Genomic DNA, 13941 nt, shown 5'->3' with positions numbered 1-13941 from the left:
GAAAAGAGCATGAAGACGATTATTAAATACATATTAGCAATACCGTTAACGCTATGCTTCAGCAGCTGTCTGGATGAGCATCCCAAAGACCAGCTGGACCAGGAGGCAATCTACAACAATGCTGATAATATATACAAGAATGCCGTGGCTTCTCTGTACAACTACATAGGGAGCAATCAGGAGTCGGAAGGGCTTCAAGGAACTTGCCGGGGTATTTACGACTACAATACCTTGACCACTGACGAGGCAATGAATCCAATCCGTGGTGGAGACTGGTATGATGGCGGTTTGTGGGAGAACATGTATCAGCACAAGTGGAATGCCAATGATATTAATTTATATAATGTATGGAAATACCTCTTCAAGGTAATTGTTTTATCTAACCAGTCGCTTTCTATCATTGACAGCCATAAGAGTCTGCTTTCTGCAGAACAGACAAGAGATTTCACGGCAGAGGTAAGAGCTGTACGAGCCTTGTTCTACTATTATGCGATGGATATGTTCGGGCGTGTTCCTATCGTGACATCATACGACGTGAAATTGGAGCAGGTAACGCAAAGCGAAAGAAGTGAGGTATTCAAGTTTATTGTTGACGAGTTGCAGGATGTTACCCCACAGCTCGCCGATGAGCATTCCAACAAAGAAGGTGACTATTACGGACGTGTGACACGCCCGGTCGCAAACTTTCTGCTTGCAAAGCTTGCCTTGAATGCGGAAATATATACGGATGATAACTGGACCGACGGCAAGCGTCAGGACGGGAAAAGCATTTACTTCAATGTAAATGGCGAGAAAAAGAACGCTTGGGAAGCCTGCATCTGGTATTGCGAGCAACTGCGGCAAGAAGGCTATGAGTTGGAGAGCGACTACGCATCGAACTTTGCGGTTCATAATGAAAATTCCAAGGAGAACATCTTCACAATCCCATTGGACAAGAACTTATATTTGAACGAATACCACTATCTTTTCCGCTCACGCCACTACAAACATGGCGGAGCTTATGGTGGTTCTTCCGAAAACGGCACATGTGCAACTGTTTCAACCGTCAAGGCTTTCGGTTACGGAACGGACAATGTTGACAATAGATTCAAGATAAACTTCTATGCAGATACCGTGCTTGTTGACGGAAAGAAGATATATTTGGACAACGGGAAGCCGTTGGTGTATATGCCGCTTGAACTGAAACTGAACCTCAGCGACAGCCCATATAAACAGACGGCAGGCGCCCGTGTAGGCAAATACGAGGTTGACCGAACCGCCTATTCGGACGGACGGCAGGTTGACAACGATATCGTCCTTTTTAGATATGGTGACGCGCTGTTGATGGAAGCCGAGGCGAAAGTTCGCAATGGCGAGGATGGTTCTATAGAGCTGAACGCTATAAGAGACCGAGTAGGAATGCCTCATGTGGAAGCCAATTTGGACAACATTCTAAAGGAGCGTCTGCTGGAATTGGTTTGGGAAGGTTGGAGACGTCAAGATCTCATCCGTTTTGGCAAATATACCAAGGCATATGATCAAAGAACTCCATTAGAAAAGGAGTCTACCGGGTTTACAACGGTTTTCCCAATACCACAAAGATGTCTGGATTTAAACAAGAAATTAAAACAGAATCCAAGTTATTGATATAGTTGCCATAAGCTTTTCATTCACATGAAATCATTTTAAGGTAATAAGAGTTCAGGATTCTGGGCAGACAAATTATAATAGCTCATAATTTAGTCTGCCATGCCAAGACTGCCAAGGTGAGCGCACATCATTGCACAGCAAATTGGAACTTTTGATGTTTCAGCACTGCGTAAGCCTTTGTGCAGTCTTGGCTATAACTAAAAAGAACCTTCTGTAAATTGGTCTACTTCCTATTATTTGAGAACTGATACGTTACTATCAATTCCATTTTAATTCAAGTTCCTATTTCTTAATAGTTAGCAATAAACTAATTGTTGTTTTCCAGTCATTTTTTAACACACTTATAGCTCTTATTTGTTCCGCGATTCCAAGCGAATCAAAGCATTGGAATCACGCATAAAAGAATCTTCCGAGTTTTCTTGGCAATCTTCTAATTATTAGATACTTTTGCCTTTTAATTCTATAATTATCGCCCATTCATCATCGTCAAAAAGCAGTAACGTTATAGTAACGAAAGTCTGTCTTAAACTGGCATTTTCCTATCTTCTGATGTCTTTATGGAAAACCCCATTCACCGACATAATTCAGTCATCTTCAACAATTTTGCTTTAATTATTACTGATTTTCAACTTTTTGTTGTATCTTTGCAGAAGATAAGCTGCACTCGGCAATGTGAAAGCAAGCTTTCATTGCGCTCACTTGCATTATCTTTGCAGAGGATAATCAAAAAAGTTGTATCAGTCTAATAATCAGCATAGTTGTTTCGACTGTTTTATTTATGGTAACGATTTAGCGAAAGTCAGACTACTTCTGCCTGCTTTACTTTGCATAATGGTTCAAACAACTCTTGCGGTTGCAAAGATATGGTATTTATTTGATAACGCCAAATATTTTAGTAGCCATGTTCGCTACAACCATAAAATATCTTGTATATCAGAAGAAATAGAGAATGTTCAGAAGTGGACATTCTCCATTGCTATTTCTCTTTCACCAAACTCAATCATTGCATTAAAAAGACTTACCTTGTTGGCATTTCGCAAATCTTCCAATGTAATATCTGCTTCTTGTATCATTCCCTTGTCCAATAGTGCGGCTCTTTTTGTGCCTGGCAATAAGGGATGTCTGGGAGTCACCCAATGTTTGCCGTCAAATATGGCAAGGTTCGTGAATGAGGTATCCGTTAAAAGTCCATGTTTGACGATGATGATGTCGTCACGGTTCCCTTTCTGTGCGACCAAGGCATTGAGGCGACTGCGGTCGGTACTTTTGTAGCCATACGTTATCGTGTCGTCTGCGACCACTTGAAGGGAGTTTATGTTTCGAATAAAATACGGAGCATATTCTACTGCTTCAACACCTTGTTCGCCATACACCACTCTCGCCTTGTAAAAATCCATGCTTTCCGTTGGATTTATCAGTTTTTCCAATGAAGGCATAGACGCATTGCATAATGAAGGAAAGAACTTACAGATCGTTCTTTCCATTCTTTCCTGATGGTATGCAAGAGCTTGTGTCTTTCCATTCACAATCTTTATTGTCTCTACGAATTGCTGTGCCATATTAAAATCAGTTCTATTCAAAAGGAAGATACACTTTTTGTAACACTTCCTCGTATTCTTTTCTGCAATCACTCTTCGAAGTAATGCCTCCTCCTGCCTTGAAATACGTTCCTATACCGTCATTTTCAAGAAAGCGTATCATTACAGCCGAGTTGAGTTCACCATTATTATATATACCCATGACTCCTGTATAGAATCCACGGTCATAGCCTTCCGCCTCATGGATTATTTCCATAGTCTTGTCCTTTGGCGCACCTGTTATGGAACCTGCGGGCAACATTGCATCCAATATGTTTCCGATGTGCTTTTGATAACCAGTTGGCAACTTGCCGCTTATTTCGGAACTGGTCTGGAGAATATTCCCCTTATTGGTATGGAGCACATCAATATAACGGTATTTATCCACCCTTACATGCTCCGCCACACGGCTAAGGTCATTTCGAATCAGATCCACAATGGTAGCATGTTCGGCTGCTTCTTTTTTATCTCCCATCAACACTTGCTCTGCTTCGGGTAAGGACGCGTCAATCGTGCCCTTCATCGGATAAGAATATATCATTCCGTTCTTTATCTTCACGAATGTTTCCGGCGAGAAGCACACGAACCGTCTATTGCTATTATTGTCTATTAGTAGAATCTTATACTTGCCTTTAGCACGTAGGAAGATGTCCTCCAACGTAAGGTTGCAGTCCAAAGCAACCTTACAAGTAAGGTTGGCAAGATAACTGTTTCCACGCAGGATGTTGCTTTTGACGGTTTCAAAACTTTTCGTGTAATCTTCAAAATTTGGCTCAAACACTTTCCACGTCGGATGTTTGGTAGCCGAAGAGAGTGACTGCCGTTTTACATTGGTTATACCCTCAAAGTCATAAAGGCATTCATCGATAGCTATTTCAGACAGCTTCCGTATGTATGCTTCCGAACCTGCATAGTTGATGACAAAAAGGAAAGGCTCCTTTTCGTTAGCCAAATGATTGATACGGTCTATAATATTTTGTTTCATTGTCTTACATTTTAATGTTACTGAAACATCTGTCCATTATCTTATATCTTAGTTGAGCATTCTTGTTTGTTGGCATACTTATGCGATTTTATTATAAAATTGCAAAGATAGCTATTCCTTCGCAATATCATACTTTTTTTGCGATAAAAAAAGTAAAAAATGGAGAGATGTTGTTGAAAATCCAACTTCATCACTCCTTTGTTATTTATTGGTGTTCACTTTATATATAATACTAATGTTGTTGTAACCTTTAGGACTAACCTCCATGTATATAATCTTATGCGCCACAAAAAAGCATGGCACAAATCACTGCGCCATGCCACAATAAAAGAAAACCTTATAGTCAAAATAGAAATTAGCGATTCTAATTCTTATTCTGGTACTAATCTTTTTCTAGTACTTCGCATTCTGAGGATCAAAGTTGGTCCAACCATTCATCCAGTTGTTGCTGCCATCGAAGGCTCCGATGTAGGTTACAGTGTCGAAACCTGTCCAGCCAGCGAAACTTGCGGCACCAAGCAATGGGCTTCCTGCGATAGGAGTATAGCCATCTGCACCAACCAATGAAGTCCATGAATCAAAATACTTGTTGCTCTGCTCTGAGAAGAAGAAGGTGTTGCTGTATGACTTCTGATTCTTGTCGATATCCTGCTTCTTTGCAGCATCGTAGAGATAATCCTCATACTTTTTGTTGGCATCAGTACCAACGGCATCCATACCTGCGAAATATACATTCTGAAGCTTGAACTTGCCATCCTTGGCATCCTTCACGGTTTCACCCTTCTCACCATCAACAATCAAACCGATAGGCCAGCCTAAGGCTACAGAGTTGATGCAGTTGAGGTTAGAAGAACGACGAATCTGCATGGCTGACTGGAACTTGCCGAGAGCTGACCCGTTGTTTGGATTGTATGCTCCGGCAGTGATATAATCTGTGGTGTTCTGGAACTTGTCATCCAATACCTTAGGACCTACGAAGGTGATGTTAGAGAAGGTAGCCTTGGTACGAGGGTCCACGGTAGCACCATCAGCGCAGTTGTCGCTCTCGAAACCGTTGCTCTGAGAGGTATCGGCTATCTTGCTGTCGCGCAGAGAAAGACCATACTGCACCTTTCCTGAGAAACCGTTATCGGTATCGAAATCATCATCCCAGCCCTTGTAGGCTACGAGATACTTGCAGTTTACTGTACCGCCAAACCACTCGAAGGAATCATCATTGGAATAAGATACCTGAACGTGGTCAATCTCTGTGCCTGAACCTACAGAACCTAAGGTTAAACCATTAATCTCCTTATCCTTCTGGAATGGATAACCAGCAAACTCAATGCGTACATAACTCAAGGCTCCTGAGTTGTCAGCATCATCTGCGCCACCATGCTTGGTACGAGGACCACCCTCTATCTGCTGCTCAGTCTGGTTGTTCTTAGCCTTGCCGCAGAGAATGATGCCCCCCCAGTCGCCAGGCTTTCTGCTACCAGCAGCCTCTTCAGATGTAAAGACGATAGGCTCGGTGGCTGTACCCTTGGCGATGAGCTTGCCGCCACGCTCTGCGATGAGTGCCGCCTTGGTCTGCTTGTCGCCCTTGATGATAGTTCCCGGTTCGATGGTAAGCTCAGCACCATCTGCAATATATACCCATCCCTTGAGGAGATAAGTTCCTTTCTTCAAAGTCTGCTTGCCTGTGAAGACGAATTCCTGGTCGCCGTTGCCAATCTGTGTTCCGTTGGCGTTTTCCTTGTCATCTGTTCCGAAGAGGATGTGGTCGCAAGCCTTCAAGCCACCATTGGTTGTCCACTTGTAAACTACTCCTGATCCAGGATTTGGAGAAGGAGTTGGATCGTCATTGTCACTGCTGCAGCTGCTCAACATGGCAGATGCTGCAAGGATGCCCATGCATCCTAAAAAATACATCTTGTTCATCATTGTTTTCTGTTTTATTAAACAAATATCTAATATTATCTTTCTTGAAATTCTACGGATAGTCTCTAAAATTTATAGATTGCCTGCAAACCGATGTTTTTGCCCGGCTTGTAGCATCTTGCTATTTCTTCTACTTCCTTCTTGCTTCCGTCGCTATACGTTACATCGGCAAACTGCTTGTAATATATCTTTTCTGCTAGAAGATCCCTTACGTTGAGCTTCAGCTCCAGATGGTCTCCGAATTTCTTAGCCAGCGAGAAGTCGATGGTGTTGCGGGGCATCTCGTAGCTGTGAGGCACTCGGGCGTTGGAGTCATCGCCTGTGCTTCCCTCGCTTCTGCCCACACCGATGATTCGCTTGCCTATGCGGTTGTAAAGCAGGGCGATATCCATCTTTAATGGCTCGTTCTTATAGAAGATGCCGGTGTTGATAAGGTATGGCGACTGACCCTGCATCGGTCTGTCTTCTTCCTTCGCTCCCTTCTCAAACTGAACCTTGCTTTTGATGAGAGCACCGTTAAACGACCAACTGAAATCCTTCAATCCTATGAATCCGAGATTCTTTCTGATATCCAGCTCCACACCATAGTTGTTGGCACTCTTCGCATTCTTGTAAGAGTAAATCAAGTCAGTGCCACCTGCCACCGTATAGGTCCACTCGATAGGAGAATCGAAGTGCTTGTAGAAGACTGCCAGCGAAATGAGCTCTCCACGGGATGGATACCACTCATATCGCAGGTCGAGGTTATCGACATAACAGTTCTTCAACTCAGTGTTTCCCTGCACATTGCTGGCAAGGTCGAAGTCGTAATACACCGACGACGATACTTCACGGAATTCCGGGCGGTTAATACTGCGGCCATACGACAGTCGCACCTGGTGCTGGTCGTTGATCTTATATGTTGTATTGAGAGATGGAAAAACATCATCGGTCTTGTAATGACGGCTCGATTCACTCTTCTCGTAGTCACGGGAATTGGAGATGAGTTCCATATCATTATGCTCGAAGCGGACACCGGCGTGGATGCCGAGTTTGCCAAAGGGGAGAGACAACGCCAGGTATCCTGCGCCTAAGGTGTTGTGTCCGCGGTAGTTGTTGCGCATCTGCTTTTCCTCCAGAAGATACAGCTTGTCGTAACCCATGTTTGCCTCGCTGGAGAGCAGGGTTGGGATGTCGCTGTGGCGGAAGTCGGATGGCAGGTTGTTATCTGAAACATTCCAGTTGTAGATGAAGTTGCGGGTCTGGTATTCTCGGCTGCGATACTCCCCGTAGGCACCCACTTGCAAGTCTGGCTCAAAGTTGCCAAACTTGAAGTGGTGCTTGTCATTTACACCAAGAGAGAGAATGTGTTCGTCGAGTTGAGTCCACTCGCGGGATATGTCGTTGCCGGTGCTCAGGGCATAAACGCCCGATTCTAGAGCATCGTCGATGAGGTATCTACGACGGTCAGGCAAATGGCGGTTGGCATACGCATACCCGATACTCCAGTCAAGGGCATCGCTAGTGAAGGTGTGCTTACCGGTAAGCTGACCGTTATATGTAGTTCTACTGCGGTAGTAATACTCTGCGCTTCGCTCCAGGTTCGACTGGGCGCTCACGCCATCACGCCAGGTATATCGGCTGGTAGCCAACTGGTTGAAGATGTTCTTGAGCTGATACTTGTGATTGCCGTCCTTGGAAAGGAAGGTGAAGTTGAGCATTGCTCCGAGTCTGACGTTATTATTATACTGATCGTCAATAGAGTGACGAAGATAGTTTGGCTTGTCGTTTGCCGCATCATAGATGCCATAGAGATTGTTCTCCATGTTCTCGTAGGTGCGGTATTCGTTGGTATAGTTCAGGGCGGCAAGCATGCCGAGTGTTCTTCCGCCGAGCATCCAGCGCTGGTTCAGGCTGGCTGCCAGTTTCAAGTCGCCCAAAGGTTTCTTGTTCTTGATGAGCCAATCATTATTGAATCCGTTGCCCAGGAGCGAAGTAGCATAATCGCCCACTGGTTTTCCGTTGGCATCGAGCTGTGGATTCAAGTCAGCATGGATGCCCCCATTCAGATTTCTCAAGCCATTATCGAACCCAAGGAAATCGGTTCCGGAACCTTTTGAGTAAGAAAAGTCCTTGAAGGCAGAAGATGTATTCCAGTTTCCGCCCACGGCGATGTTGAAACTGTTTTCTGCCGGAATCTCCTTGGTGTTGACGATGATGAAACCGCCTGAGTAATCAGCGGGATATTCAGCCGTTGGCGACTTCACGATGGTAAGGTTGTCAATCTGCGAACTTGGGATGATGTCGAAGGAGAATGCCCTGGAATCAGCCTCAGAACTAGGCACTGCTCCTCCGTTCACCCACACATTGTTGTAGCGCTGTGACAATCCGCGAACCATCACGAATTTATCGTCGATGAGGCTCACGCCTGGCACTCGGCGTATCACCTCACCCGCATTCGTATCCTGAGTTCTGGATATTTCCTGTGCCGAAACATTACTCACGATGACGGGACTGCTTTTGGCCACCTGTATCATTGCCGCATCCGTATTACGCCTTTCCACTGCGGTAACGGTCACCTCTTTCAGCTGCTGTTCATCAGGTTGCAGCGCGATCACCTGGTCTGCGTCCTTCGCCTGAACCCCGTCAATTTTTTGAGTCTTATATCCTACATAGTTAATATATAGTGTATATTTCTTTTCTTTATCCAATCCATCAATCTGGAAGTTTCCGTCGATGTTGGTGATAGCCTTCACGTTGGTTCCATCCACAGTGATGACTGCACCGATGAGTGTCTCTTTCGATTTCTGATCGATAACCACACCCTTAATCTGTTGCGCCCACGTTGGCATGCTAGCCGCCGAGAGCAATCCTAATACAATAATTCCCCTTTTAGCATTCATAACCTATATCGTTTGATTACGGTTGCAAAGGTACGGCAGTATTATTACATTGCGATTGCGATGAGATTGAAAGGCATTGACGAAGCTGCGACAATGGTGTTACGGTTGCAATAACTAAAGATATTTAAATATTTAACCCGATATTTGGAGATAAATAAAGGAGTCCACTTTAAAAAGTAGTTTTTGGTTCTTTTTCCTACAAAATACCATTTGATTATCAGATGGTTACGTACATATAAAGATATACTATTTATGAGAGAATGCCAAAAATATCCGTAGCCACATTGACTACATTTAAAAAATTTCATGACTTTTACCATTATTCTTTAATACGATAACATTAAGATACAAATATATAATAATGGTTGCTGACCTGTGATGTAATAATGGAAAAACACATTTTTTTTTACATCCTCAAAAAACTCCACGAATCGTTATATTCTCGGGCAGGTGCAGCTGTGATAGAGATTTACTCGACGTGTTTCGATTTTTATCGTTAAAAATACCCGAGTCATAACAAAATCTTTTATTAATTGAATATCAGCGGGTTAAGTACTTTAAAAAGCGTAACTGCTAACGATTTAGAAACGAGCTATATTCTTTTTCTTTCACAACCTTGTAATATACAAAGAACGCTTTGATTACAGGTACAAAGATAAATTGAAATTCTGATATACAATTATTTTTGCTCATTTTTTTCACTTTCTTTAATGGATTCCCTTGGCAAGCCCTTTGGCACTTTACCTACTTTAAGGTATTGCAAATATACACCGATTTTCGTACCTTTGCAGCCGATTTTGAATATTCAAACCAAGATGAGGCTACGATATGCTTATGTGTCTGTGCTTTTGCTCATGTCCTTCTCAACAATAGCAAATGTATGGGCATCGTCTTCCCTTTCTCCTGACGGAAGGGCTTTCTCTTATGCTGTGTCGAGTGATACAGTAAGGGAGAGTCGTGCCTTGTCAGAGGGCGATGGCGACTCTGTGGAAACGCAAAAAGAAGATTCCATCTTTAAGACGCTCAACCTCGGCGAAGTGGTGGTTACTGCTGCCATGAAGGAGGTGGAGATGAAGGGCGATACCACGGTTATCAATGCCAATGCTTTCCAGACTCCCGAAGGAGCATACCTCGAAGAACTCTTGAAGCGAGTGCCTGGATTGGAATACGATAAGCAGAACAAGACGATGACCTATAACGGTCTTCCCATCCATGAAATCAATGTCAATGGCGAGAGTTTCTTTGGCGGCAACAGCACCCTCGCCCTCGAAAACCTGCCAGCCAAGTTGGTGAGCAAAATCAAGGTGTATGACAAGCGGAGCGAACTGGAGAAAATCACCAAGGTGCGCAAGGGCGGCGAAAACTATGTGCTCGACTTGCAGACCAAGCGAGAGTTCAACGGCACGCTGATTACTTCGGCTGGTATAGGCAGGGGCAACAACGAAAAGAAGGAAGCCGAGTTAATATCCAACCTCTTCCGCCAGACTGGCGATAACATCTCCGTGATAGCTCGAAGTGGCAACCGATACATGACTTCTCGCTATCCCGACAACCGACAGGACAACGTGGCGATGAACTTTGCCAAGAAGTTCTCCAAGCGATTCACCCTCTATGGCAACATGATGTACAACCATTATGCCAGTGGCAACGAGAGCACCCTATATAGCGAGCAATATCTCACCACAGGCAACCGTTACCAGAACTCGGCATCCACCAGCACCAATCGCAACACGATGGGCAATGGTTCGTTGGGCATGAGGTGGAGCTTGGATGACAAGACCTATTTTAATATAGGTGGAAACTTCAGCAAGTCGAAGAGCGACAACACCAGCGACAGCCAGCAATCCACCTCTTCAGAAGGCGATGAGCGTATCAACAGCATCACGAGAAACTCGGATTCGAAGAGCGACAGCCATTCGTTCTCCGTCAATGCCGACATCACCCGAGTGTTCAACGACAAGGGTACGAGCATCAGCCTCACGGGTAGTTACTCCGACAGCAAGAGTACCAACGAGTCACATTCCCTTTCCGAGACCACTTACTATCAGTTGGAGAGCAGTCTGGGTGGCGATTCCGTGCTTTATCGTAACCAATACCAGCACTCCCCCTCCACCAATCGTGCCTATTCCGTAGGCATCAACTTGACGCAACCCTTGGCTGAGAACTTGCGCCTGCAACTCGGTTATCGCTATTCCGCCAACCGACAGGTGAGCGACCGAAGTACTTACGAGAGCGAGGTGTATATGGATAGCCTAAGCAACCACACCCTGAGCAAGACCATTACCCACGACCTCAGCCTCTACCTCAATTATGATGGCAAGCGATGGGAGGCAAATGCAGGAGTGTTGATGCAGCCCGAGCGCAGGAGTCTTGACCAAAAGACCGGCTTGCTCCACGCCGACACGGTAAGGACGAGTGTGAACTGGAACCCACAGTTGAATGTGTCATGGCATCAAGGCAAGACTCGCTTCGAACTGAATTATGACGGTAGTAGCCGACAGCCCGACCTCGGTAGCTTGATGTCGCTCACCGATAATAGCGACCCGCTGCACATCACCCATGGCAATCCTTCGCTCAAAGCATCCTATAATCAGAATTTCCGATTGACAGGTAGGAACACGCGCCTCGGGCTTTCGGGCGATGTACACTTTAGCAACACCTATAACAGTCAGACGCAAGCCGTCTTTTACAACCTTGCCACTGGTGGCACGGAGACTTATCCTGTGAATGTGAATGGCAACTGGAATATGCGTGCCAGTCTTCGTTATCAGAAGCGATGGAAGAAACGGTTCAATCTCTCCGCTCGCACAGGTGCCAACTTTAGCCAAAGTGTAGCCTTGGTGAACGAGGGGAAGAGCGAGGAGCCAGACCGCAGCGTCACCCACAATACGTCGTATAATGCCAACCTTCGCTTGGGTTATCAGCCGAAATGGGGAGGCTTCGACTTGCAGGGCGATTGGCGTTATCGCCATGCCACCAACCAACTCCGGGGTACATCCAACTATACCCGAAGCTATAACTTTTCGCTGAATACTTACGCAGAACTTCCTCTTGGCTTCCTGGTCAAGAGCGATGCTGCATACTCTTTCCGTAACGGCACCAACATCAAAAAAGGCGAAGACGACCAAGTGGTTTGGAACTTGGAGGCATCTTGGCGATTCCTCAAAAAGAAGCAAGCCGAGCTTTCGCTCTATTGGTCAGATATTCTCAGCGACAAGAAAAACTATTATCGCAATGTTACGGCGACAGGATTGACGGAAAGCCGTACCTCACAAATTGGCAGCTACTTCATCATCAGTTTTAGGTATCGGCTGAATAAGCAACTGTGAAAAACATATTGAAAATCTTAGATATGTTATGATTTCTCAACAAGACAGATGAGAAACCCTATAAATCATAATAAATTAGTATTGCACATTATTTAATAAATATGTACCTTTGCAGCCACAAATTAAAGGTAATATTTTGATTAATTATAAACATTTAAAAGAATAATAAAACAATGAAAATTTTAAAGAATTTTATCGGTCTCGCTGCAATAGCTCTCTGCCTCGGCTTCGCTTCTTGCAGCAGCGATGATGATGCGCCTTCTTATAGTGAGGTGGCAGTTGACAATTCTCAGCTCAAAACCCTTCTCGAAAGCAAAGGATATACATTCGACGAGAACGGCAAATTGCTCCTTGACGACAAAGCAAACAGCACCACATCTCTCGACCTTTCAGGCACAAAGGTTGATACCGCTGCCTTGAAGGAACTTTCTGTTTTTCCTAATTTGAAAGAGTTGAACCTTAGCAGCAATGGCTATGGTCCAGTTTTCCATATCGCTTCACTTCCTTCACAGATTACAGGTCTTGACTTGCAAGGCAATGACATCTATGACTTCGACGGCTTGGTAACAGCCAAGGTTGAGAATGATGAGGTGAAAGCTACTATCCTTCATGAGTTTACAAAACTTTATCTCCCTGCTTCCTGCAAGTATAATGTAGAGGATTTGATGCCTTTCTATACAGAGAATGAGGCAGAGAATAAGACTGTTGACATGCAAATGGTTAATGATAAGGGTTCTTTGGAGAAGTATAATACTTTGAGAGAGATTCCAGATACTTACTTTGCAGCTTATTTGAAGATGAACTTTAGTTCGGTTTTCACTTCTGACGGAAAGTTGGACATCAGCAAACCTCTCGGTCTTGAAGACAGAGGACGCAATATTTTCTTGCAGTATGACACACAATATGCAGATATTGAAAAAATTGCTTCTATCGAAGGAATAGAATATTTTGTGAACAATCCTTTTTATGAGTCTTTTTATGTGTACATTGATGTTCAGGCAAGTACAGAAGAAACTAAGCAATTTGAATGTCACAGATTATCTCCAAGACAAAATGTCAAAGGCTTGGTCGTAAAAAAGACAAATTTTATTGGAGGACTAGATTTGAGCGACGCAACTGCTCTTTCTTCTTTAGGAATCAGTAACAATCCGTCTGTAACATCTTTGGATTTGACAAATACGGCTTTTCTTAATCAGGAAATAAAGGATTTTGATGCAACCATGTCAAACTTGTTAGATTGCAGAGATTGTAAGAATCTTGAGGAAATAAAAATCAACCTCAATAATAAAAAGGTTACATCTCAAATTATTTTGGCAAACTTGCCTAAATTAAAGGCTATTAATTTACAAAGTATTGAAGCAATAGGCGATTTGGCTCTTTGTCAATTACCAAACTGTGAAATTATTTATCCAATTAATTTGATTGCATATTATCGTAGTTCTAACAACAAGTTGTACGATTTTGAATCCAATCCACGCAGAAAGGTTTATTTCACTGTGTCACAAGATGTTTTAGACAAAGAAAGTACAAAGAACTTTGTCCAGACCTACTCTGCTCACTTGCAGAATGACAATAGTACATATTCAGAATATAATCCAGTAAACTGGAATTAATTTTAA

7 protein-coding genes are annotated in these 13941 nt (G+C 43.8%); 3 read left to right on the top strand and 4 right to left on the bottom strand.

Features of this window, described 5'->3' with window-relative positions; all coding sequences use genetic code 11:
* Positions 1–9: 9 nt before the first annotated feature.
* Complete coding sequence (locus CFT61_RS12225; RefSeq protein WP_089544704.1) at positions 10–1626, top strand: RagB/SusD family nutrient uptake outer membrane protein; 1617 nt, start codon at positions 10–12, stop codon at positions 1624–1626.
* 956 nt (positions 1627–2582) lie between these two features.
* Here CFT61_RS12225 and CFT61_RS12220 read toward each other — a convergent pair.
* The 4 genes from CFT61_RS12220 to CFT61_RS12205 form a co-directional block, all read right to left on the bottom strand.
* The gene (locus CFT61_RS12220; protein WP_089544703.1) at positions 2583–3188 is read right to left on the bottom strand and encodes an aminotransferase class IV family protein; all 606 of its coding nucleotides are present in this window, start codon (positions 3186–3188) and stop codon (positions 2583–2585) included.
* Positions 3189–3201: 13 nt separating this feature from the next.
* The gene (locus tag CFT61_RS12215) at positions 3202–4191 is read right to left on the bottom strand and encodes an aminodeoxychorismate synthase component I (RefSeq protein WP_089544702.1); all 990 of its coding nucleotides are present in this window, start codon (positions 4189–4191) and stop codon (positions 3202–3204) included.
* A gap of 393 nt (positions 4192–4584) precedes the next feature.
* On the bottom strand, positions 4585–6114 hold the full coding sequence (locus tag CFT61_RS12210; RefSeq protein ID WP_089544701.1) for a hypothetical protein: 1530 nt from the start codon (positions 6112–6114) through the stop codon (positions 4585–4587).
* A gap of 62 nt (positions 6115–6176) precedes the next feature.
* Positions 6177–8993 (bottom strand): TonB-dependent receptor, encoded by a 2817-nt coding sequence (locus tag CFT61_RS12205; RefSeq protein WP_089544700.1) that lies wholly within the window; start codon positions 8991–8993, stop codon positions 6177–6179.
* Positions 8994–9808: 815 nt separating this feature from the next.
* On the opposite strand from CFT61_RS12205, the gene CFT61_RS12200 reads away from it, so the two are divergent.
* Together CFT61_RS12200 and CFT61_RS12195 are read left to right on the top strand one after the other, a co-directional pair.
* On the top strand, positions 9809–12322 hold the full coding sequence (locus CFT61_RS12200) for an outer membrane beta-barrel protein (RefSeq protein ID WP_089544699.1): 2514 nt from the start codon (positions 9809–9811) through the stop codon (positions 12320–12322).
* A gap of 173 nt (positions 12323–12495) precedes the next feature.
* A complete protein-coding gene (locus CFT61_RS12195; RefSeq protein WP_089544698.1) occupies positions 12496–13935 on the top strand; it encodes a hypothetical protein in 1440 nt (479 codons plus the stop codon).
* Positions 13936–13941: the final 6 nt, after the last annotated feature.

It is taken from the genome of Segatella copri (assembly GCF_002224675.1).
GTDB lineage: Bacteria > Bacteroidota > Bacteroidia > Bacteroidales > Bacteroidaceae > Prevotella > Prevotella copri_U.
This window is presented reverse-complemented; position numbering and strand designations above follow the sequence as displayed.

What these genes read in the sequence shown, in the direction of transcription:
- CFT61_RS12220 (WP_089544703.1), bottom strand. Translation starts at nt 3,188, where the DNA reads ATGGCACAGCAATTCGTAGAGACAATAAAGATTGTGAATGGAAAGACA.
- CFT61_RS12200 (WP_089544699.1), top strand. Translation starts at nt 9,809, where the DNA reads ATGAGGCTACGATATGCTTATGTGTCTGTGCTTTTGCTCATGTCCTTC.
- CFT61_RS12225 (WP_089544704.1), top strand. Translation starts at nt 10, where the DNA reads ATGAAGACGATTATTAAATACATATTAGCAATACCGTTAACGCTATGC.
- CFT61_RS12210 (WP_089544701.1), bottom strand. Translation starts at nt 6,114, where the DNA reads ATGATGAACAAGATGTATTTTTTAGGATGCATGGGCATCCTTGCAGCA.
- CFT61_RS12215 (WP_089544702.1), bottom strand. Translation starts at nt 4,191, where the DNA reads ATGAAACAAAATATTATAGACCGTATCAATCATTTGGCTAACGAAAAG.
- CFT61_RS12205 (WP_089544700.1), bottom strand. Translation starts at nt 8,993, where the DNA reads ATGAATGCTAAAAGGGGAATTATTGTATTAGGATTGCTCTCGGCGGCT.
- CFT61_RS12195 (WP_089544698.1), top strand. Translation starts at nt 12,496, where the DNA reads ATGAAAATTTTAAAGAATTTTATCGGTCTCGCTGCAATAGCTCTCTGC.